Origin of the sequence: Enterobacter sp. MGH85 (genome assembly GCF_001037655.1) — a bacterium.
GTDB classification, from domain to species: Bacteria; Pseudomonadota; Gammaproteobacteria; order Enterobacterales; family Enterobacteriaceae; genus Enterobacter; species Enterobacter intestinihominis.
In genome coordinates, this window is sequence record NZ_KQ089925.1 from 4,640,565 (window position 1) to 4,662,122 (window position 21,558).

A 21,558-nucleotide genomic window follows, 5' to 3' on the forward strand; every position below is an offset into this window, starting at 1 on the left:
GTCCATCAAATCATTTGGCAACGTTTAATTGCGGAAGGAATTATGCAGTTTCACTTCGAAAAGGTTCAATGAATGATTCCATTAAGTCCGTATTCAGACAAATAAGCTTATAATCCCAGGACAATATCAATCATTATGAATAAATATTATAAATTCAACTGATTGCAAACTACTTTAGTTGCTTCGACACATATAATAAAAAGCAATAAATCATTTATATTTATAATCCCAAACCAATATAGAAGCCTCACCAATATCACATACCACTCTGGACACCATAATAAGATTTATAATATATACAAAATACATGTAGCGTATATTAATCGATTTCGAAAATCTAAAAGACAACTTTAGTAAAACACCACTCTCCGCTTTCAGGTACACTAAGCCTCTTTGTTCCACAAACATCAGGCATACCATGACCGATTTAATTGCTCGTCCCCGTCGCCTGCGCAAGTCACCCGCACTGCGCGCCATGTTTGAAGAGACAACACTGACCTTAAACGATCTGGTGTTGCCGATTTTTGTTGAAGAAGAGATCGATGACTACAAAGCCATCGACGCGATGCCGGGCGTGATGCGCATTCCTGAAAAGCATCTGGCCCGCGAGATCGAACGCATTGCGAATGCGGGCATCCGCTCGGTGATGACGTTCGGTATCTCCCACCACACTGACGCAACCGGCAGTGATGCATGGAAAGAAGACGGCCTCGTGGCACGCATGTCGCGCATCTGCAAAGAGAGTGTGCCGGAGATGATCGTCATGTCCGATACCTGCTTCTGCGAATACACCTCTCATGGCCACTGCGGTGTGCTGTGCGATCACGGCGTGGACAACGATGCGACCCTGCTGAATCTGGGCAAGCAGGCGGTGGTTGCCGCCGCCGCGGGTGCGGATTTCATTGCACCTTCTGCGGCAATGGATGGTCAGGTTCAGGCTATTCGTCATGCGCTGGATGCGGCAGGCTTTACCGACACCGCCATCATGTCCTACTCCACCAAATTCGCCTCCTCCTTCTACGGCCCGTTCCGTGAAGCGGCGGGCACGGCGCTGAAGGGCGATCGTAAAACCTATCAGATGAACCCGCTGAACCGCCGCGAAGCGATTCGTGAATCTCTGCTCGATGAAGCACAGGGCGCAGACTGTCTGATGGTGAAACCGGCCGGCGCGTATCTGGATATCCTGCGCGACATTCGCGAACGCACCGAACTGCCGCTGGGCGCATACCAGGTGAGCGGCGAGTACGCGATGATCAAATTCGCCGCGCAGGCGGGTGCCATCGACGAAGAGAAAGTGATCCTCGAAAGCCTGGGGGCGATCAAACGCGCGGGCGCGGATCTGATCTTCAGCTACTTCGCGCTGGATCTGGCTGAGAAGAAAATTCTGCGTTAATCCGCTTTAGCGCCGGGTGGCTTCGCCATACCCGGCCTACTCTCTGCGCGAATCTTCACTAAACTGCAATACAACCGACATCTCCTCCTTCTACTGTCTGGGCAAGACGGCAGGAGGAGTGATCAATGTTTAGTCTCGACAGCGTTCTTGATGACCTTTGGCCTCAGGCGAGGCCCGCACCCTGGCAAAAAAGTCTGTTAAAAAGACTGCTCCACGAAGACGAATTTCAGCAGTTTGCCGCCAGCCACCGTCACCTGAAAGGGCTGGATATGGTAGAGCAGGTTCTGGAACACCTTGATATTCTCTGCACCATTTCCGCCCGAGACCTCGAACAAATCCCCGAACACGGCCCACTCATTGTGATAGCGAACCACCCGACGGGCACCCTGGATGGGCTGGCGCTACTGTATGCCGTTTCGCGCGTGCGCCGGGACGTCAAGGTTGTCACCAACCGGATGCTGTCTCACCTTGAGCCCCTCAGCTCGTTGTTTATCCCCGTGGACAATATGGGCGGCAGAACCGCAAAAGCATCTCTGGTGCAGATGGAGCAGCACCTGCAAAACGCCGGCGTGCTGATCTTCTTCCCGGCGGGCGAAGTCTCCCGCCCAACGCGTAAAGGCATCCGCGATAAAAAGTGGCATCCGGGCTTTATCAAGCTGGCCAGCAAACTACGGGTACCGCTGCTACCGGTACATATTCAGGCCCACAACAGCCTGCTGTTTTATGCCAGCACCCTGGTATCGCCGACGGTATCCCTGCTGCTGCTGATGCAACAGATGTTTCGCCGCCGTCACAGCCAGCTGCCGATTAAAATCGGCCAGCAGATTGCCTGGAATGATCGGTTTAGCTCTACCCTTTCATCGCGTGAGATGGCCGAGCAGTGCCGTCAGCACGTGATACGACTTGGCAAGGGATTGCCTGGCGTCTTTAAAACCCAGTGCGCCATTGCCCGCCCGGAAGACAGGGCCACGCTGAAGCGGGAGCTGGCGCAGGCCGAATGTCTGGGCAAAACCAGCGATGGTAAAACCATCTATTTGTGGCAGCGCAACGGGCAGGAAGAGGCGCCTCTGCTGCGCGAGCTGGGGCGACTGCGCGAGATTGCCTTTCGCGCCGTGGAGGAAGGCAGCGGAAAGCGCCGGGATACCGACAGCTACGATGATGACTATCTGCACCTTATTCTGTGGGATGATGATGACCTCGAGATTGTCGGCGCGTACCGCTTTATGCCAACGGCCATGCAGGTGGAAAAGTGCGGCGTCGAGGGATTGTACAGTTACAGCCTGTTCCACTACGACGAAAAAATGCAGGACATACTGGAGCACGGCATTGAGCTGGGGCGCAGCTTTATACAGCCGCGCTACTGGGGACGTCGCGGTCTGGACTACCTGTGGTCAGGCATTGGCGCCTATCTGGCGCGCTATCCACATTACCGTTACCTGTTTGGTCCGGTGTCCATCTCCGGCGGCTTACCGCCTGCCGCCCGGGATCTGCTGGTCGCGTTTTATCGTCTCTGGTTTCCGGCCAGCCACGCGTTAGCCGCCTCGCGTCAACCCTACCCGGCGTCACTCCCGGACGTGCTGGCGCAATTTAGCGGGGTGGATTACGTGGATGACCTGACAAAGCTCAAATCCCTGCTCGGCAATCTGGGCTGCGGTATTCCGCCGCTTTATAAACAATATTCCGAGCTATGCGAGCCAGGCGGCGTGCAGTTTATCGATTTCGGCAGCGATCCGGCGTTCAATAACTGTATCGACGGGCTGGTGCTGGTGGATCTGTGTTATCTGAAGGCGAACCGCTATCAGCGGTATATAGAGGCGCACTTAATACCCTCACCCCTGCCCTCTCCCTAAAAGGGAGAGGGTGAAAACCGCACCGGTCAGTCCCCTCGCCCCTTTGGGGAGAGGGTTAGGGTGAGGGGCTCAAACCGCACGGTAGAACGGCTTATCCCCCAAAATCGTCGCCCGCTGCATAATCCTTCGCTGCGGCAGGTAATCCGCATTGGCGTAATGCTGCGTGACGCGGTTATCCCAGATCGCCAGATCGTTCTCCTGCCAGCGCCAGCGCACCTGAAACTCCGGCTTCGTGATATGCGCAAACAGGAAACTGAGCAACGCCTCGCTCTCTTTTTCCGTTACGTCCACAATGCGCGAGGTAAACCCTTCGTTCACAAACAGCGCCTGCTTGCCGGTCACCGGATGGGTACGCACCACCGGGTGCAACAGCGGCGGATGTTTTGCGACCGCATCCAGCCAGCGCTGGTGCTCCTCTTCCGTTTTACGGTACTTATACTCCTGGAACGATTTTTTAAAATCATGCTCCGCCCGCAGGCCACTTAGCAAGGTCTGGAACGGCGCGGAGAGCGCCTCAAACGCCGCAATGCCGCTCGCCCACAGCGTATCGCCGCCGGTCTCTGGCAGTAGTTTTGCTGCCAGAATCGCCCCGGCTGGCGGTGTGTCGATAAAGGTAACGTCCGTGTGCCAGTTGTCATTATCGGGCGGGTTATCGTTATGAGTGTCCAGCACGATAATTTCCTCCACCCCTTCCGCATGCGGGTAGACCGGGTGGATATGCAGGTCGCCAAAACGCAGGGCCAGCGCGCGCTGCTGTTGCGGGGTGATGGCCTGCTCGCGCAGGAACACCACCTGATGGCGCAGCACCGCGTGGTACAGCTGCTCAAACTGGTTATCGCTCAGCGGACGGGTTACGTCCAGGCCCGACACCTGCGCGCCAATGTACGGCCCCAACGGGATAATCGTCAGACGTTCACTCATTGTATTTCTCCATGCCAGGGCGTCAGGCGACGCTGTAGCGTGCGCAGTCCCAGTTCTAATCCAAAGGCGATCGCGGCGATGACCGCGATCCCTGCCAGTACCACGTCAGTCGCCAGGAACTCTCCCGCCGACTGCACCATAAACCCAAGGCCGCGCGTGGCGGCAATCAGCTCTGCCGCCACCAGCGTTGACCAGCCCACCCCAAGGCCGATGCGCAACCCGGTCAATATCTCCGGCAGCGCACCTGGTAAAATGACGAACAGCAGTACCTGCGCGCGGCTGGCGCCGAGCGACTGCGCCGCACGTATGCGTACCTGCTGCGCACTCTTTACGCCAGCCAGGGCCGACATTGCTACCGGCGCAAAAATAGCCAGATATATCAGTAAGATCTTTGACGTCTCGCCGATGCCAAACCAGATCACCATCAGGGGCAGATAAGCCAGCGGCGGTACGGGACGGTAAAGCTCTATCAGCGGGTCGAGAATGCCGCGCACTGTCGGGCTCAGTCCCATCGCAATCCCCACCGGAACGCCAATAATGACCGCCGCCAGCAGCGCCACCAGAATACGCGTCAGACTGGCGCCTAAATGATGCCAGAGGGTGGCATCCATAAAGCCCTGCGGTCCGGCGATGGCGATCAGTTTTTCCAGAACCTGGCCTGGCGGGGGCAGAAACAGCGGGCTGATCCACTGCTGCGCGGCAACCGCCCACCATACCGCCAGCAACACCACCAGCGTGCTGACGCTTAAGGTGAGCTGGCGAGAGAACGGCCAGCGTAAGGCACGGCGCGTCCGCCGCGTTTTTTCACTGAAGACAATGCTCATGAGAACGCCTCCCGCTGTTCAAACACACGGCTCAGGATGTATTCCCGTTTTTCGATAAATAGCGGGTCTGATTTAATGCTGCGTACTGGCTCTCCCGCCACATAGCGCCGGGCAAACTCAAGCGGCAGACGCTCCAGCACGCGTCCCGGTCCCGGTGAGAGCAGCACCAGCTCCGTCGCCATAAACACGGCCTCTTCGATATCGTGGGTGATTAACAGCACCTGCTTGCCGGTTTCGTGCCACAGGCGCAGCAGCAGGGTTTGCATCTGCTCACGGGTAAAGGCATCCAGCGCCCCGAAAGGTTCGTCCAGCAACAGCAGCTGAGGGTTAGCCGCCAGCGCGCGGGCGATCCCGACGCGCTGACGCTGCCCGCCTGAAAGCTGCCAGATAAAGCGTTTTTCAGCCCCCTCCAGCCCGACCTTTTTCAACATGTCGCGCGCCGTATTCAGACGCTGTTCACGCGCTACGCCGGCCAGTTGCAGACCAAACGCAACGTTTTCCTGCACGTTTCGCCACGGAAGTAGCCCTTCGTTCTGGAAGACCACGCCGCGCTCTGCGCCCGGCCCCGTTACCCGTTTTCCTTCGAGTTGGATCGTGCCGTGCTGATACGGTACAAACCCGGCGATCAGGTTCAGCAGCGTCGTTTTCCCGCAGCCGGACGGCCCCAGTACGACCAGCAGTTCACCGCTGTCCAGCGTCAGGTTGATCTCTTTCAGGGCGGGTTTGCCGCCGTAATCGGCAGACAGGTTTGTAATGTTCAGCATCGCAGCCCCCTTATTTCACAAAGCGGTCGGTCACGAACCGGCTGTAATCCGCTGCCACCGCAGGCACTTTGCCCTGCTCTTTCAGGAACGTCGCAGTGTCGACAATCGCTTTGCTCACCGGCCCGTTCAGCTGCTGGACCTGCTGCGCAGGTGTCAGATAGGTGTTGCCTTTCACCAGCCCCGGCACGTCAGCTTCCGGCACGCCGCTCAGACGTGAGAGTTTCTCCAGGTTGGCGGGCTGTTTCAGCCATTCATCCGGGTTGCTGATGTAAGGCTGCTGGGCCTCGATGGCGCTTTTGGCGAAGGCTTTCACCACTTCAGGGTGTTTTTCGGCAAAGTCCTTACGAACGACCCAGACATCAAGTGTTGGCGCCCCCCATTGCCCCACTTTTTCGGAGTCGGTCAGCACGGTGCCGTCTTTTTCCAGCTCGTTGACGGCGGGCGCCCAGACGTATGCTCCGTCAATGTCGCCACGCTGCCAGGCGGCAATAATCGCTGGAGGTTGCAGGTTGATGATCTGCACCTGGCCCGGCTTAATGCCCCAGTGTTTCAGCGCTGCCAGCAGGCTGTAATGCGTGGTGGAGATAAACGGCACCGCGATGCGTTTGCCAATCAAATCTTCGGGTTTCGTGATGCTTTTCTTCACCACCAGCGCTTCGGAATTTCCGAGCTGCGATGCCAGCAGGAAGACTTCAATCGGCACCTGCTGGCTGGCGGCAACGGCCAGCGGGCTGGAACCCAGGTTGCCAATCTGCACGTCGCCCGAGGCTAACGCCCGCACAATTGCCGCGCCGCTGTCGAACTTGCGCCAGTCGACGTTCGCCCCGCTCGCTTTGGCGAAGGTGTTATCCGCCTGCGCGACTTTCGCCGGTTCCGCAGAAGTCTGATACGCCACGGTGACGTCCACCGCCTGCGCCTGAAATGCCCACAGCGCCAGTGCACCAAATAACGTGATTCGCGATGAAATTGCCATACCGTCTGCTCCCCTTGTTGTTATGAGGGCAGTATTTCCGGCGCGAGAATTTTGATAAAGGAATAAAAAAGAATCGCTAATGACGATTCGTTTTTAGAAAAAAAGCGGGAAAGGATAGTGAATTTTGTGCGGTTGTTTCGCCGGGTGGCGCTGCGCTTACCCGGCCTACGGTTCGTGCAATTTGTAGGCCGGGTAAGGCGCAGCTGCCGCCCGGCAAAGGCCTCAGCGCTGAACCGTCAGCGCAGCAATATCCTGCGGCGTGGTCCGACAGCAGCCGCCAATCAGCTTCGCGCCTGCTTCCAGCCACTGCGGTAAATACCCCGCCAGCGTCACGCACGTTTCACCGTGGTGATGCCAGGTTTTACTCACCGCATCGTAATGCTCGCCGGAGTTCGGATAGACCACCAGGGGCAGCGACGTCAGGCTGTGCAGATGCGTCAGCGCCGCCGTGGTGTTTTCCAGCGCGATACAGTTAATCCCCAGCGCGACAACCTGCGGGTAGCTTTCCAGCGCAGAAACAACATCCCGCAGCGGCGTTCCGTCGCTCAGGTGCTCGCTGTCACGCAGGGTAAATGAGAACCATGCCCGGGCGCGCGGATACGCCGTCAGCAACGCCGCCAGCGCCTTAATCTCAGTGAACGAAGGCAGCGTTTCACAGGCCAGGAGGTCCGCGCCCGCATCCAACAGCGCCTCTACACGCGGGCGGTGGAAGGCGGTAAATTCTTCAGCGCTACGCACATAATCGCCGCGATACTCGGAACCATCGGCCAGATACGCGCCGTAAGGGCCCACAGATCCCGCCACCAGCAGCGTGCCCGCCTGCGCATTCTCTGCCAGGTACGCTTCGCGCGCTTTGCGTGCCAGTTCTACGCTTTTGCCGATCAGCGTCCGGGATTGCGACTCGTCCAGTCCGCGAGCGGCAAAGCCTGCGGGTGTCGCCTGATAGCTGGCGGTGATCGCCACCTGTGCACCCGCGCGGTAGTAGTCGAGGTGTACGTCGCGGATCAGCTCCGGATTTTCCATCAGCACTTTGGCCGACCAGAGACTGTCGGCAAGGTTACAACCGCGCGCTTCCAGCTCCGTTGCCATCGCCCCATCCAGCACGACAAACGGCTGTTTTTCAAGGAGGGCGGTAAGCGGATTATTCTGCGACATGTTCAGGCTCCTGCGTGGTCAGATTTCGGGTCAGGTAGTACGCACCATAACACAGGGCGACAAACGGAAGCCCGCAATAAAGGGCAATACGCTGGCTGGGGTCAAACCACAGGCCGACGCAGGCCACCAGACAGAGGATAAAGCCAAGCACGGGCACCAGCGGATACCATGGCGCGCGATACTGCAACGCGGATAGCGGCTGGCCGGACTGCACGTGACGGCGACGAAACACGAAGTGCGACGCGCAAATGCTAATCCACACCGCCACCACCGCAAAACCGGAAATGGCTGACAGGGCCACAAACACCGTATCCGGCGCGACCACGCTGGAGAACAACGCCAGCACGCCGCCCAGCATGGAAACAGAAAGCGCCGTCAGCGGCACGCCGTTTTTGTTGACGCGGGCAAAGCAGCGCGGCAGCGTTTTCTCGTTAGACAGAGACCAAAGCATACGGCCAGAGGCGTACAGACCCGAGTTCGCCGCCGAGAGGATCGCCGTCAGGATCACGAAGTTAAAGATATCCGCCGCATACGGAATGCCGACCTTTTCAAACACCAGCACGAACGGACTTTTCTCCACGCCAGCCTGCTGCATCGGGATCAACGCCGCCAGCACAAACACGGTGCCAATAAAGAAGATGATGAGCCGGGCGATGGTGGTGCGAATAGCAACCGGAATAACCTTGTGTGGGTTTTCCGTTTCCCCTGCCGCGATGCCGATAAGCTCCGTTCCTGAGAAGGCAAAGTTGACCGCCACCATGGTCATCAGGATCGGCAGGCCACCGTGCGGGAACCAGCCTTCGGCGGTAATGTTGCTTAGTCCCGGCGCGGCAGAGCCGTCCGCCATCGGGATAAAGCCAAAGATGGCCGCGCCGCCGAGAATAATAAAGGCGACGATGGTGATAACCTTGACCAGCGAGAACCAGAATTCCCCTTCCGCGAAAAAGCGCGTGGAAATCACGTTAAGACCAAAAATCACAGCGCAAAAGACAACGCACCACGTCCAGACGGGAACCTGTGGGAACCAGTACTGCATGCAGAACCCGGCCGCGGTAAAGCTCGATCCCAGCGCCACTGTCCACGTAAGCCAGTAGAGCCACGCCACGGTATACCCCGTCGCCGGGCCGAGATAGCGGGCGGCATAGACGTGAAACGCGCCGGTTTCCGGCATCGCCACGGAAAGTTCGCCCAGACATTGCATGACCAGCCAGACCACCAGCGCACCGATAAGATATGCCAGCAGCGTGCCCGCCGCGCCGGTTGTCGAGATGATATATCCGGTATTGAAGAATAACCCTGTGCCGATAACGCCACCCAGCGAGAGCATAATCAGGTGGCGGGTTTTCATGGTGCGCTTAAGTTGCCCGTTTTCTTGTTGTGTTTGCATGTTACCTTCTAAACGTATGGACATCTAAACATCCAAAGAAGGAGTGTTATACCGCGATTGTTAACAAAAAGCCACCCGGCGCGACTTCAGCGCAATTATTGGTAAATCCTTAAATCAGTTCTATAGTCGACACAGTTTCTTCTTCACCAGGACTCACTATGCGATTTAACGGACTGACCAAAGGTTTCTTTATTCTCATCCTGGCCCTTGTAACCTGGGCCTTCTTTGACGTGCTGTCTCCCTATTTCTCGGCGATTCTGTGGGCCGCGATCCTGACCATCATTTTCAACCCGGTGAAAAACAAACTGCGTACCGCGCTGGGCGATCGCAACGGGCTGGCTTCACTCCTCACACTCGGCATTATCTGCCTGATCGTGTTTATTCCGTTGATGGTGATCCTTTCCTCGCTCGCGGTGGAACTGAACATGGTTTACACCAGGCTGCAACAGAACAACACGCAGTTCCCGGAAGTGATCGCTGGTATCTTCAACCGCCTGCCGGACTGGGCCAGCGGCTTCCTGGCGGATCACAACCTGACCAACGCCGCGCAGATCCAGAAAAAACTCTCCGATGTCGCGTTACAGGGCGGGCAGTATCTGGCGGGCAGCGCGTTCCTGATTGGGAAAGGGACGTTCGGCTTTGCCATCAGCTTTGGCATTATGCTGTATCTGCTGTTTTTCTTGCTGAAAGACGGGCCGTACCTGGTGCGCCAGATCCTCGACTCGCTGCCGCTGTCTGACTTCGTCAAACAGCACCTGTTCGCTAAGTTTGTCGGCGTGTCGCGCGCCACGGTAAAAGGCACGGCGGTCGTGGCGGTGGTTCAGGGCACGCTCGGTGGTATCGCCTTTGCTATTGTCGGTATTGACGGCAGCGTATTGTGGGGCGCACTGATGGCATTTCTCTCCCTGGTGCCTGCCGTTGGGTCGGCCATCGTCTGGGTTCCCGCCGCCATCTTCCTGTTTGCCACTCACCAGCTGTGGCAGGGTCTGTTCATTGTGGGCTTCTTCGTCATTATCGTCGGGCTGGTGGACAACCTGTTGCGTCCGCTGCTGGTGGGCAAAGACACCAAAATGCCGGACTACCTGATACTGATTACCACGCTCGGCGGTATGGAGCTGTATGGCATTAACGGCTTTGTGATTGGGCCGCTGATTGCCGCTCTGTTTATCGCCTGCTGGAACCTCTTCTCCGGCCGCGACCACGCAGGCAACGCCGAGGAGCTGGACGCAGACTTTATCGAAGAGGGGAGAAATTCTCCGGATCTATAAAGAAAGGCGTTCTGTGAGGCGGCCCTGTGCCGCCTTTTTTTTCGCGATAAATCAGAGGTTTTCTATAATCTGAAATGAACGCTCTTCCACATTTGTCGTAGAAGGATCCAACAGGTGCGAATCGCCACGATCACGAACTGGGCTTATGGTGTCACGGTGTGCCTGACCATTGCCTCCGGCATCGTCATGCTGATGGCTTCCCACGCCGATAACATCGAACGTGAAGCCGTTAAACAACGCCAGGTCTTCGATCAGCTGACGGAGGAGATCGAGACAGACACCTGGATGCTCTCCGATCTGGCGCGGCTTTACGTCATCCAAAAAGAGCCCGAGGTGCTTGAGAAATATCAGGCGAAAGAAGCCGAGCTGAAGAATATCGAACACACGCTGCGACAGCTCAAAAATACGGGGGCATCGGGCGAAGAGCTGGCGCTGCTGTACGACGGACTGAAAATTGTAGACGATCTCCAGGATGAACAGCAGGCAGCCATTGACGGCATCACCCGTGGCGAGGAACAGCAGGCCGTTTCGCTGCTGTTTGGTAAAAGCTATGAGCTGGAACTCGAACGGGCACACAACACTATCGAACGCTTTCGCATGCTGCTGGACAAGCGCATTATTGCCGACGTGCAGGCCGCAACCAAAACGTCCAAAACGCTTCGAACGGCCTCTGAGGTGATGGTCGGCCTGACCGCCCTGCTCTTCCTGTTTGTGATGGTTTTCATCCTCAAGCGCCGCGTACTCCGTCCGGTGGTGCGTCTGAGTGACGTAGTTCATCGTCTTGCATCGCAGGATTACGCCGTCGAAACGCCGAACTTTACCCAGGTTGATGAAATCGGTGATATGGCGCAGGCCATCCGCATCTTCCGTGAGAACGGGCTGGCAAGGCAGCGGCTGGAAAAAGAGCGCGATGCTGACTGGGCCATCCGCGAACTGCTGGCGCGAATGACCCAGCGGTTGCAGGGCTGTGAAAACTTTGCCGACGTGATGAATGTGGCGGAGCTGTTTGCACCCAATATTGCGCCGGGGGTTTCAGGGCGTCTGTATATTCTGGAACGCGAGCCGTGGCAGATGCGCTGTACGGCCGAATGGCTATCGCCAGAAGGGGATAAAAAGCCGTTCCATCCTGACGAATGCTGGGCCGTCCGGCGTGGTCAAAGCCATCCGCCAGTGAACGGCGAGCCGGATATCGGCTGTTATCATCTGCCCGAATCACAGGCGCAGCAATCGCTGTGCGTTCCCCTGATTGCTCAGGGCGAGGCGATTGGATTGCTCTCATTCCAGAACATCACGCCTGAAACCGCGCCGTCCCGCGCCTATCTGGAACTGATGGCCGAGGCGCTGGGACTGGCGCTGGCCAACCAGCGGCTGCGCGATGCGCTGCTGGAAAAAGCCCTGTTCGATCCCTTGACGGGGCTGCGTAACCGCCACCATCTGGAAGATACGTTACGTACTCAAATGAAGCAGGCGGTGCGTAACGAGGAGCCGGTAAGCTGCCTGATGATCGATATCGATCACTTCAAGAGCATTAATGACCGCTTTGGTCATGAGGCCGGCGATCTGGTGATTAAAAGCGTGGCAGCCATTATTCAACGGGCGGTACACGATAGCGGGCTGGCCTTCCGCTATGGGGGTGAAGAGTTTTTGGTGCTTCTTACCGATGCAGATGAGGAAGCAGCGCACGCCGCTGCAACGGAGATCTACAACGGCGTGCATGCGCTTTCGCTGCGCTACGGGCTTTCGGAGATTGGCCCGGTGGATGTGTCGATCGGGATCGCCAGCTATCCGCAGCACGCCCAGAGCGATAATCTGCTGCGCGCGGCGGACGTCGCGTTGTACCGGGCGAAAGAGCTGGGCCGCTCGCGGATTGTCAGCTTTGGGATGCTGGAGGCGGGCTAAAGGGGTTATTCGAGCCTGAGGTTCAGGATCGCGCGATCGCCCAAAGCACCACCATACCCAGCGAATTACTCCGCTTTTCCACGTACAGGGTGCCATCGATTAAATAATATCCCTGAGGATAACAGATGCGGATCTCTCTCTTGAGTTCCGGCTCATAGACTTCCGCCCCCGAACAGCTATTTCTGCTGCCGGATTCATACCGGTAAGGTTGGCTCCAGGCAGAGTATTCTCCGTTCAGTAGCCAGGCCGCGGTAAAGATGACGAAAATGGCAACCGGCAGGCTGAAGATGATGAGGCCGAGGTAAAGTTTGACAACGTCAACAAGGGTTTTGTCTTTAAACGCCCTCTTCGCGGCGAACATCACTATCGCCACCAGCGGCAGCAGCAATGTGACAGCCGCAAGATACTGTTCCCCCAGGGCCGTAAGAAATGTCACGCGATAAATCTCGATTGACCAGACAACAAAGCCAAATATCAACGCTAACCCGCCAACGATGAGTGGAATTAAAAAGGCATAGCTATCTTTTTTCATGATGGACGGTTCCTTGTCATGCGTCTGCGGTAAGAAGGTTTAGCATCGCTCGGGTGGCTGCCGACTGACGGCGTTTTTACATCCTGATTATGATGGATAAACGTGGGGAGAGATAAAATATATAAACTAGTAGGATAACTAAATTATAATTCTTATACTTATGTTAAAACGTGGAGGCTGAAATGCGATTAATCCTAATGCTGTGCTGCTTTTTAGTGCAAAGCGTCACCCTGGCTGGTGAGTTGCCAAAACCTGCTGGTAAACCCATTTTAACGATTTACGGTAATATCGAGAACACGAATGAAAGTGGAAAAGCCGTGTTTGATATCGCCAGCCTTGAAAAACTCGGTATGGTGAGCTTCCAGACATCATCCCCCTGGTATAATGGCCGCACAAAGTTTGAGGGTGTTCCAATGAGCAAACTCATGGATTATATTGGCGCAAAGGGTAACGTGGTCAATGTTATAGCGCTTAATGATTACGCGACAGCCATCCCGCTGAGCGACTTTAAAAAATATAATGCCATACTCGCTTTGAAGGTTAATGGTGAATATATGCGCATCCGAGATAAAGGTCCGGCATTCATTGTATATCCCTACGACAGTCTTCCTGAATTAAATAATCAGATATATTATTCGCGATCGGCATGGCAGGTCAGCAAAATGAAGATTGAATAGCAGTTCAGGAGAACATAATGAACAGGATACTGGTTGGTATCATTTTTTCTCTTTTTATCACCACTGGATATATTGCTTTTCTTGTTTACGATCGACAGCAGGAGCTCCAAAAACTGACTCATTACACGGAGTCATGGTCTGTCGCCCAACTGGTATCCGAATATTACCGCTTTGAATCATGGCTTGGTCTGTACGCAACCGATTCCGATGACGTAACGATAGACCAGGTCCGGATGCGGCTGGAAATTATGCTAAGCCAGAATGATCTGTTTAAGGAGGGGGATTTAGGACATTACATTAAAAACGTTCAGGCACATCATGACCTCGCGTTAAGCCTTGATAAAATCCTTACGTATCTGGATGCTAACCTCGAAAAAATGAGCCATTCGGATGTAAAAACATACCTTCATACCATGCATTTGCTGGATGCTCCACTCAGTCAGCTTTCATCAAGCGCGTTAACGAAAGACATTAGCACGATTAACAGTAGCAACCATAAAATACAGATCCTGTATTATATTTACTCAGCCCTCTCTTTACTGCTGATCATTCTGAGTATTATCCTGGGTTTTTTAACGATCTATCAAAATAAAAACATCCTTAAAGCGCACAGGCAGGTTGAAAGTCTTGCAGAAGAACTCCAGTTATCCAAGGAGACCCTACAGATTCAGAATTCAAAACTAGAGTATGACGTTTACCATGATTCCCTCACTGGCATGAAAAACCGTCTGTACTTCTGGGATGAGCTCAGCAAACTCAATCTTGAGGCCGAAGAAAATCATGTTCCCGTTACGGTAATGTTATTTGATTTAGACCGATTCAAAGAGGTCAACGATACCTATGGTCATGATGCTGGCGATTTACTGTTACGTCAGGTATCCAGGCGATTGACCGCCATGAGCAATATTTCAGACAGATTTTACCGTTTAGGCGGAGACGAGTTTGCTTTTTTAGCCAGTGGGTTAAACGAAAGCGAAGCCGTTTTGCGCGCTAGAGAGATCAGCGAGAATATCAGTAAACCCTATACGATTAATAACCAGCTCATAAAAATTGCCACCTGCGTGGGTATTGTTTTATCAGATAATGAACGACGTGCTGATTATCTTTATAAGTTCGCCGATCTGGCGCTCTATGAAGCCAAAAAGGCAGGCTCACAGCAGATTAAAGTTTTCCGTCAGCGAATGCTTCAGAAGTTGCAGGAGAGCAGAACGCTTGAAAATGATATGGCAAGGGCGATAGAAAACAATGAGTTTATTGTTTATTACCAGCCTATTGTGAATTCCGTCAGCAAGGAAATTTACGGCTATGAAGCGCTTATTCGCTGGATGCACCCCGTCAAGGGAATGCTTTCCCCGGATAGCTTTATTTTCGCCGCAGAAAAAACAGGCATGATCAACGAGATAGGTAAAACCGTACTTAAACTGGCCTGTAGGGAAGCGGTCTCCTGGGCTGTTCCGGCCAGGATCTCCGTAAACGTCTCGCCTGTTCAATTAGGCAGTAAATCATTTATTAATACGGTGCAGACCGTTCTGGCTGAGCCCGGGCTCCCGGCTAACCGTCTTGAGTTAGAGGTCACGGAGTCATCCCTCTTTAGTGACAGAAATAACCCCATTGCGATTCTGAAAAAACTCCGCGCACTGGGCGTAAGAATTTCCATTGATGATTTTGGCACGGGTTATTCGTCGCTCTCCAGACTCAGCGAACTGAATTTTGATAAAATCAAGATCGATAAATCTTTTGTCAATCCGATATCTACACAAGAAGATGCGCTTAATATTGTGAAGCTTATTACCGGTATGGCTAAGAGCCTTAATATGGGCGTTATAGCCGAGGGCGTTGAGACCGAAGAGCAGCTTGAGCGGCTTCAGGCTCTGGGTTGCGAGCTTGTGCAGGGATATCTTTTCAGCAAACCACAGCCTCAGGTCGACAGCAAAATTAAGAGCGGCCTGGAATGATTCCCTCTCCTCAACCCGATGCCAACCGTGATCACGTTTTTCACCCCTGGGTATTCACTTATAAAAATCAGGTGTTATCATTCACCCCGTAAATACCTTTCAACTCAACCCGAGGCTTTGATGCTGGAGAATGTAATCATCCGATAATCAGCTTACCGACCTTTCCAGGCCGGACTGATTATCAATGCGCCGAAATCGAATGCGGACACCGCTGTGTGTTTGCACGTTTTGCACATGATGATTAAACAGGTTTTCCAGTATGAATTTATCCCGTCAGGAACAACGTACCTTACACGTTCTCGCCAAAGGTGGCCGTATTGTGCACGTCCGCAATACCTCCGGCCGCGTCACCGCCGTTGAATGCTATAGCCGCGAAGGGCTACTGCTGGCTGACTGCACGCTCGCCGTTTTCAAAAAGCTCAAAACCAAAAAGCTGATCAAATCCGTTAACGGTCAGCCCTACCGCATTAACACTACCGGGCTGAATAACGTCCGCGCCCAGCCCGATAACCGTTAAGGAGAGGATGATGGATATCCCACGTATTTTTACTGTTAGCGAAAGCGAACACCGCATTCATAACCCCTTTACGCAAGAGAAGTACGCGACGCTGGGTCGCGTGTTACGCATGAAGCGAGGCACACGCATTCTCGATCTTGGCAGCGGCTCGGGAGAGATGCTTTGCACCTGGGCACGTGATTACGGTATCACCGGTACCGGCATCGACATGAGCCCGCTCTTCACCGCGCAGGCCACGCGGCGCGCAGAGGAACTCGGCGTCAGCGAACGCGTCCATTTCATTCATAACGACGCGGCTGGCTATGTCGCGAATGAAAAATGTGACGTGGCGGCCTGCGTTGGCGCAACCTGGATTGCGGGTGGCGTAGCCGGGACGATGGATCTGCTGGCAAAAAGCCTCAAGCCCGGGGGAATAATGCTCATTGGCGAACCGTACTGGCGTCAGGTACCCGCGACGGAGGAGACAGCCCAGGCGTGCGGCGTCTCGTCGATTGCAGACTTTCTCACTCTGCCCGGTCTGGTTGCGTCTTTCGATCAACAGGGCTATGACCTGGTTGAAATGGTGCTGGCAGACCAGGAAGGCTGGGACAGGTACGAAGCCGCAAAATGGATGACCATGCGTCGCTGGCTGGAGGAAAACCCAGAAGATGACTTCGCGCAGGAGGTTCGGGCGGAGCTGACGACAGCGCCTGAACGTCATGTGACGTACTCGCGGGAGTACTTTGGCTGGGGGGTGTTTGCGTTAATGGCGCGATAATATGGCGCTGGCGGTATAGCCTTGGGGGTATGCCGCCGTTCAACTTCTTACAGGTACAAAACTATGGGACGAAAACGTGCAGACATCAGCAACATTTGCTGCCATGATCTAAGAATGAGATTTACTGGAATGCAGGGTAACTATTTGACTTAGATGGTGCGATAATAGGAGTGTAACACGCGATAAATCTTGTGTTCGGGTCTTCTTCTACGACCTTCGCAACTACCTGATTTAACGATTTTTACGCACGCTGATAATCTGGCATTCACCCTGCACATGATAAACGCCCCTCAACTTTAACGGGGTGGAAAATGAAATACAAGCCGGATCAATACATCATTTCCGATAGTTACGGAGTTTATTACGTCAGGATCTCAATTCCTGTATGGCTCCGTAATGCATTTGGTGGAAGAAAAACTCTCGTCCGTAGTCTGAAAACTTCCGATCTTCGTGTGGCTCGTAGGAAGCGTGATGTTATAGCCGATGAATTTCACCACATCAGGCAAATTGCAGAGCCTCCAAAACCGGACAGCTTGCAGGACACGATCAGCTATTTAAAGAGCGTGGCTAAGTACGCGAAAGCTGCCCCGAAAGCATCAGCGCCGATTATCTACCAATGCCCTTCTCTGATTAAGATGTTAGAGATCTACCTTATGCATAACGCTGATCGCCTGAAAATGGGAACATTAAGCAAGACCAGGAAAGCCGTAGAACTATTCCTGAATTACCTGCGAAAGAAGGATGTGGAACTTAACGATATCAACCGTACCACCGTTACAGGCTGGCTTGATCATCTCAGAGAGACAAAGGCAGTCCAGACAGTGGCTAACTATCTATCAGCAATGGCAAACATTTTCGATCTTGCCTCTTCCCGATACCAGGACGCCCCACCGCTGGAAAGTAACGTGTTCAGGGGGCATAAACTCAACACAGCGCAGAGCCGCCAGAGTTACGAGGCATTCACGGAAGAGGATATTACGAAGCTCATTAGCGCGTTTAACAAGTTAGGAGAGGACGAGCTAAGGGATGTGACCACTATCGCCGCTTATAGCGGGATGCGCATTAATGAAATAGCCAGTTTAAAATCAGACAATATCTGTGAAGTAGAGGGGGTGCTATGTTTCGAGGTTACGGAGGGTAAGACACGCAATGCGGCGCGGTTGGTTCCACTTCATAGTGCGATTAGAACAATGGTTCTGGAACGCTGCCAGAAGCCGCACAACGGTTTTTTATTCTACCGTGCAAGTGTGACCAAGAGAGAGGACGGCAAGCGCTCCTCGTGGCATGTAAACCGCTTTGGACGACTTAAACGCGACATTCTCCCAGGGCAGGAAAACAAGGTGTTTCACTCGATCAGGCATCTCGTTGCTCAAACTCTGGATAGGGGCGGGGTTGGTCGAGATAAGTTAAACCCCGTCCCAGAAGATCGCATAGCCCTTCTTCTGGGACATTCGAGAGGAGAAACGGAGAGTTTCAAAACATACAGCAAGAATGCCGCCTCCCCTGTTGAGCTACAGCAGTACATCGAATTGCTACGCTATTCAAGAATTGACAACCCATAAGAAAAGGGGCGTAAGCCCCTCGTTAACGTATCGAATAGAACATTATTACATTACTTATATATTTAGGTGAATATGAACCAGTATCAAACAAAAAACCGAGCAAAAAAACAACCAGAAATACATCACAAGACTAATATATAACAATCAGCAAACACCCACCGCAAAGTAAAAAGTCATTTCATATCAATCATTTAGTCAAAACCCTGCATCCGTACCATAAATTTTAGCAATACTATTGCTTTATTGTGATAAAAATTACAATATAATTTTAATTAAAATTTAAGGTATTTGTTATGGATACTACATTCATTGCTGATCCTATAGTGAGCATTGACGAGAGGTTGTTAGGCGTTGAGCTTCTCACTCGCTTCATTGCCTCAGATGGACGCCCCCTTCACCCTGAATTCGTAATTTCATCTTGGGATTTAGATAGGAAGCGGCTTTTCCTATACGAACAATGTGGAAACATTGCCACTATGCAAACGTGGTTCGAACGAAAGAATCTATTTTGTACACTGAACATTGATCAGAAAATGGCTTTTTTAATACGTCATGACTACATACTTAGACAAACTTTCGAATCGATGCCATTCATCAAACTTGAACTTTCTGAGCATTTCCCTGGTTTGGATAAGGGATTGAAAAGTCCCTTATTAAAATCGCTGAGCCAGGGTGTAAATGGGCTATGGCTCGATGACCTTGGGGCAGGTAATGCAAATGTAGTTAGTTTGATAGAAGGTTACTTTGAAGTGGTAAAAATAGATCGTATTTTCTTCAATGAGCAGGTGAAAAAACCAACCTTCAACCAGTTAATTGCATCAATTAAAAAACACTGCGGCAAAGTTATTATCGAAGGGATTGAGAATCGAGAACATTTGGGAATACTGCGTGAGGTGGGGGTTTGGGGATTACAGGGGTATCTTTTTAAATCTGTCCCTTTTAAAAACGTGGATTTATTGCTGTAGTGTTGAAACCATCAAAAAAGGGGCTTACGCCCCTTTGATGTATCACCCGCCTGTACTGCTTTGACCGCTCAAGGCTGACAAGGTTAGTGACTGAGTAAACGCCGCTTGTGAGGCTTTCGCCGTAAAATCCACATAATCCGCAAGCCTACTTGAATCACTCGCAATTGTGAGCGGAACAGACGCCTCAAGATTGAGATTGAATACAGGTGCAAGGTTGTACGATGGCGCACTATTGGTGCTGGTTAGGGATGATATAGCAGAATCACGAAGCGATCCCCCTGGCAGAGAATCACCATTCAGACTGTATTGTTCTACCGCTGTCCCTGTAGGCTGATCATCTATTCCTAACCAATCTTTAACAGCATGACCGACACTACGGGTATTAAACCCTGTCTTGTCCTGCACCCAAGAAGCCGCACTATCAGCACTACCTGTTACACCATCTATTACCGCCTGGGCCGCTGGCTTGTTAGCTTCGCTAAACCAATCTGGGAACTTCTCACGAATGCCAGCATTCAGATCGGACACTACGCTGGAGATTTCTCCAACAAAGCCCGTCACCTGTTTAGCAAGGTCGCCTAATCCCTCTCCGAGCAATCCGGCTGATTCTGTGATCACTTTGGTGTTCCTTACCAGATCGTCGCCCCCATCGGCAAAGCCTTTCATCCAGCCTGTAAACAACTGATTGTCTACTCCATTCATCAGATTACCCATTGCCACGGACAGATCGCCGTAAGCGGATACCTGGCGGATTTGCTCGTCGTTCAGCGTCTGCCCCGATTCAACGAGAGTTTTCAGCGTCTTGTTATACTCTGCACCGTTATTCATGAACATATCGGTGTAGTGCATCAGGTCATCACCTAAACTCTCGATCAACGTACCAATCTGAGCCTGTGACATACCACGGCGTTGCCCTTCATTCACCGTAGCTTGAACAAAATCGAGTGGTGAATCTTGGAACTTGGAAATCTGATCCTTACTCCATCCAAATTTGTTCATTATCGACGTAATGCCACCATCCCCACCCTTCCATTCGCCATTCTTCATTTGAGCATCGTTAACAGTCATGGCGAGGCGTTCACGCACATCTTTCATGTTATCGACGGCTTTTGAGGTATTAGCTGAATCAACACCGTGTTGCTGTCCCCAGGCTACCATCGTTTTTATGGCGTTTGGGTTGGTTTTCACACGTTCACTCATTCTCACCAGTTCGAGGTTATCATTCCCTTTGTCAACAATTCGCTGCCCCACTCCGAGGGAGCCAGCCGTTAACGCAAGGCTTCCTAATACCCCACCACCGACGATAGGAGCATTCCCGCCCTTCTGAGCCTTTAGCTTAGTGGCTGCTGCGGCATACTGGGTACGCTGTGCCTGTGTCACTTTCGCTTGTTGTGCGGCTTCTCTGCGTAACAGAGTTACACGCTCACGAATAGATGCGTTCATACGGGCACTGGTCAGATTGCCTTTGGCAAATTCCTCTGTTTGCTGACGTATGATACGTAACGCTTCATATTGAGACTTAGGATCAAGCTCGTATTTACCTTTAATCCCAGAGATTTGCAGCCCTGCATGGCGAAGTCTAAGTTCGGCTACTTCCTGGCGCTTCTGTAGCTGCTGCTTCGCTTTCAGATTAGCCTTTTCACCCCTGACTTTCTGCTTCTCCGCCGCACGTTGGGCTTTCATTTCCTTCGTATCACGAGGTTTATCATTAAAACGTGCATCGTCAGCTTGTTGACGGGCTTTCTGTCTGCGCTGCTTTTGAGCCTGGAAGCGAATCTTCGGATCGGCTATTTTCTCAAAGTATTTTTTCAGGTCATCGCCAGCTTTACGGGCTTCCGCCAGACTTTGTTTATCGACCACAAAGGAAACGGTCGTCTTGATGGAAGCTACGTTGATATCAAGCATCACCACCGCCTTTCTGATCCAAGAAGTGATGAATTGCCGCTTCGACGGTTTCACCACGGAAAATACGCGCTCTAACGCCCGTATACGATATCTCTAATAGCTCGCAAAGCTGGCTCACCTTGAGCAGCCCTTCTGCATCGTCTGCACTCAGTCGGACGTGTAGGCCACGATTGGATTTGAGTATGAGTTCCACCTCTATTTTTCCTCTTGTTATGGGGGAAATAAAAAAAGGGATGCAACCAGAGCCACAATTG

At 53.0% G+C, this 21,558-nt stretch carries 19 protein-coding genes; 10 read left to right on the forward strand and 9 right to left on the reverse strand.

Annotation, left to right across the window (positions count from 1 at the left end; translation table 11 throughout):
• Nucleotides 1-418: 418 nt before the first annotated feature.
• A complete protein-coding gene (hemB, locus tag SK51_RS22170; RefSeq protein WP_003859169.1) occupies nt 419-1,393 on the forward strand; it encodes a porphobilinogen synthase in 975 nt (324 codons plus the stop codon).
• A gap of 125 nt (nt 1,394-1,518) precedes the next feature.
• The gene (locus SK51_RS22175; RefSeq protein ID WP_023305555.1) at nt 1,519-3,243 is read left to right on the forward strand and encodes a bifunctional ornithine lipid synthase OlsF; all 1,725 of its coding nucleotides are present in this window, start codon (nt 1,519-1,521) and stop codon (nt 3,241-3,243) included.
• A gap of 69 nt (nt 3,244-3,312) precedes the next feature.
• Here SK51_RS22175 and tauD read toward each other — a convergent pair whose 3' ends face one another.
• The 6 genes from tauD to mmuP form a co-directional block, all read right to left on the reverse strand.
• Nucleotides 3,313-4,164, reverse strand: coding sequence for a taurine dioxygenase (tauD, locus tag SK51_RS22180; RefSeq protein WP_023305554.1), 852 nt, complete (start codon nt 4,162-4,164; stop codon nt 3,313-3,315).
• Nucleotides 4,161-4,988 (reverse strand): taurine ABC transporter permease TauC, encoded by an 828-nt coding sequence (gene tauC, locus SK51_RS22185; protein WP_023305553.1) that lies wholly within the window; start codon nt 4,986-4,988, stop codon nt 4,161-4,163. Before tauC ends, tauD begins: the two co-directional genes overlap by 4 nt.
• Nucleotides 4,985-5,752 (reverse strand): taurine ABC transporter ATP-binding subunit, encoded by a 768-nt coding sequence (tauB, locus tag SK51_RS22190; RefSeq protein WP_022647194.1) that lies wholly within the window; start codon nt 5,750-5,752, stop codon nt 4,985-4,987. The genes tauC and tauB overlap by 4 nt, the downstream gene beginning before the upstream one ends.
• A 10-nt stretch (nt 5,753-5,762) precedes the next feature.
• Entirely contained in the window at nt 5,763-6,725 is a 963-nt protein-coding gene (gene tauA / locus SK51_RS22195; protein ID WP_023305552.1) for a taurine ABC transporter substrate-binding protein, read from the reverse strand.
• Nucleotides 6,726-6,947: 222 nt separating this feature from the next.
• Entirely contained in the window at nt 6,948-7,880 is a 933-nt protein-coding gene (gene mmuM / locus SK51_RS22200; RefSeq protein WP_023305551.1) for a homocysteine S-methyltransferase, read from the reverse strand.
• The gene (gene mmuP, locus SK51_RS22205) at nt 7,867-9,267 is read right to left on the reverse strand and encodes an S-methylmethionine permease (protein WP_023305550.1); all 1,401 of its coding nucleotides are present in this window, start codon (nt 9,265-9,267) and stop codon (nt 7,867-7,869) included. Before mmuP ends, mmuM begins: the two co-directional genes overlap by 14 nt.
• 158 nt (nt 9,268-9,425) lie before the next feature.
• Here mmuP and SK51_RS22210 point away from each other — a divergent pair, with 158 nt between their 5' ends.
• Nucleotides 9,426-10,535 carry an AI-2E family transporter gene (locus SK51_RS22210; RefSeq protein ID WP_022647190.1) on the forward strand — a complete coding sequence of 370 codons (1,110 nt, stop codon included), beginning with the start codon at nt 9,426-9,428 and terminating at the stop codon, nt 10,533-10,535.
• 114 nt (nt 10,536-10,649) lie between these two features.
• Complete coding sequence (locus tag SK51_RS22215; RefSeq protein ID WP_023305549.1) at nt 10,650-12,434, forward strand: diguanylate cyclase; 1,785 nt, start codon at nt 10,650-10,652, stop codon at nt 12,432-12,434.
• 22 nt (nt 12,435-12,456) lie between these two features.
• On the opposite strand, the gene SK51_RS22220 is transcribed toward SK51_RS22215, so the two are convergent.
• Nucleotides 12,457-12,966 (reverse strand): hypothetical protein, encoded by a 510-nt coding sequence (locus tag SK51_RS22220; RefSeq protein ID WP_023299409.1) that lies wholly within the window; start codon nt 12,964-12,966, stop codon nt 12,457-12,459.
• A gap of 182 nt (nt 12,967-13,148) precedes the next feature.
• Here SK51_RS22220 and SK51_RS22225 point away from each other — a divergent pair, with 182 nt between their 5' ends.
• From SK51_RS22225 to SK51_RS22250, 6 genes are all read left to right on the forward strand, one after another.
• Nucleotides 13,149-13,643, forward strand: a complete 495-nt coding sequence (locus tag SK51_RS22225; RefSeq protein WP_022647187.1) for a putative pterin-binding protein — start codon at nt 13,149-13,151, stop codon at nt 13,641-13,643.
• Nucleotides 13,644-13,660: 17 nt separating this feature from the next.
• Nucleotides 13,661-15,598, forward strand: a complete 1,938-nt coding sequence (locus SK51_RS22230; RefSeq protein WP_048207148.1) for a putative bifunctional diguanylate cyclase/phosphodiesterase — start codon at nt 13,661-13,663, stop codon at nt 15,596-15,598.
• Nucleotides 15,599-15,857: 259 nt separating this feature from the next.
• On the forward strand, nt 15,858-16,115 hold the full coding sequence (locus SK51_RS22235) for a YjhX family toxin (protein WP_022647185.1): 258 nt from the start codon (nt 15,858-15,860) through the stop codon (nt 16,113-16,115).
• Between the two features lie 10 nt (nt 16,116-16,125).
• Nucleotides 16,126-16,872 (forward strand): SAM-dependent methyltransferase, encoded by a 747-nt coding sequence (locus SK51_RS22240; protein WP_023305547.1) that lies wholly within the window; start codon nt 16,126-16,128, stop codon nt 16,870-16,872.
• A gap of 311 nt (nt 16,873-17,183) precedes the next feature.
• Nucleotides 17,184-18,434 carry a DUF6538 domain-containing protein gene (locus SK51_RS22245; RefSeq protein ID WP_023303164.1) on the forward strand — a complete coding sequence of 417 codons (1,251 nt, stop codon included), beginning with the start codon at nt 17,184-17,186 and terminating at the stop codon, nt 18,432-18,434.
• Nucleotides 18,435-18,727: 293 nt separating this feature from the next.
• Entirely contained in the window at nt 18,728-19,399 is a 672-nt protein-coding gene (locus SK51_RS22250) for an EAL domain-containing protein (RefSeq protein ID WP_023303163.1), read from the forward strand.
• A gap of 42 nt (nt 19,400-19,441) precedes the next feature.
• Here SK51_RS22250 and SK51_RS22255 read toward each other — a convergent pair whose 3' ends face one another.
• The gene (locus SK51_RS22255; protein WP_032624790.1) at nt 19,442-21,304 is read right to left on the reverse strand and encodes a cell envelope integrity TolA family protein; all 1,863 of its coding nucleotides are present in this window, start codon (nt 21,302-21,304) and stop codon (nt 19,442-19,444) included.
• On the reverse strand, nt 21,297-21,497 hold the full coding sequence (locus SK51_RS25495; protein ID WP_023303161.1) for a hypothetical protein: 201 nt from the start codon (nt 21,495-21,497) through the stop codon (nt 21,297-21,299). Before SK51_RS25495 ends, SK51_RS22255 begins: the two co-directional genes overlap by 8 nt.
• Nucleotides 21,498-21,558: the final 61 nt, after the last annotated feature.

What these genes read in the sequence shown, in the direction of transcription:
- hemB (WP_003859169.1), top strand. Translation starts at nt 419, where the DNA reads ATGACCGATTTAATTGCTCGTCCCCGTCGCCTGCGCAAGTCACCCGCA.
- SK51_RS22175 (WP_023305555.1), top strand. Translation starts at nt 1,519, where the DNA reads ATGTTTAGTCTCGACAGCGTTCTTGATGACCTTTGGCCTCAGGCGAGG.
- tauD (WP_023305554.1), bottom strand. Translation starts at nt 4,164, where the DNA reads ATGAGTGAACGTCTGACGATTATCCCGTTGGGGCCGTACATTGGCGCG.
- tauC (WP_023305553.1), bottom strand. Translation starts at nt 4,988, where the DNA reads ATGAGCATTGTCTTCAGTGAAAAAACGCGGCGGACGCGCCGTGCCTTA.
- tauB (WP_022647194.1), bottom strand. Translation starts at nt 5,752, where the DNA reads ATGCTGAACATTACAAACCTGTCTGCCGATTACGGCGGCAAACCCGCC.
- tauA (WP_023305552.1), bottom strand. Translation starts at nt 6,725, where the DNA reads ATGGCAATTTCATCGCGAATCACGTTATTTGGTGCACTGGCGCTGTGG.
- mmuM (WP_023305551.1), bottom strand. Translation starts at nt 7,880, where the DNA reads ATGTCGCAGAATAATCCGCTTACCGCCCTCCTTGAAAAACAGCCGTTT.
- mmuP (WP_023305550.1), bottom strand. Translation starts at nt 9,267, where the DNA reads ATGCAAACACAACAAGAAAACGGGCAACTTAAGCGCACCATGAAAACC.
- SK51_RS22210 (WP_022647190.1), top strand. Translation starts at nt 9,426, where the DNA reads ATGCGATTTAACGGACTGACCAAAGGTTTCTTTATTCTCATCCTGGCC.
- SK51_RS22220 (WP_023299409.1), bottom strand. Translation starts at nt 12,966, where the DNA reads ATGAAAAAAGATAGCTATGCCTTTTTAATTCCACTCATCGTTGGCGGG.
- SK51_RS22225 (WP_022647187.1), top strand. Translation starts at nt 13,149, where the DNA reads ATGCGATTAATCCTAATGCTGTGCTGCTTTTTAGTGCAAAGCGTCACC.
- SK51_RS22230 (WP_048207148.1), top strand. Translation starts at nt 13,661, where the DNA reads ATGAACAGGATACTGGTTGGTATCATTTTTTCTCTTTTTATCACCACT.
- SK51_RS22235 (WP_022647185.1), top strand. Translation starts at nt 15,858, where the DNA reads ATGAATTTATCCCGTCAGGAACAACGTACCTTACACGTTCTCGCCAAA.
- SK51_RS22240 (WP_023305547.1), top strand. Translation starts at nt 16,126, where the DNA reads ATGGATATCCCACGTATTTTTACTGTTAGCGAAAGCGAACACCGCATT.
- SK51_RS22245 (WP_023303164.1), top strand. Translation starts at nt 17,184, where the DNA reads ATGAAATACAAGCCGGATCAATACATCATTTCCGATAGTTACGGAGTT.
- SK51_RS22250 (WP_023303163.1), top strand. Translation starts at nt 18,728, where the DNA reads ATGGATACTACATTCATTGCTGATCCTATAGTGAGCATTGACGAGAGG.
- SK51_RS22255 (WP_032624790.1), bottom strand. Translation starts at nt 21,304, where the DNA reads ATGCTTGATATCAACGTAGCTTCCATCAAGACGACCGTTTCCTTTGTG.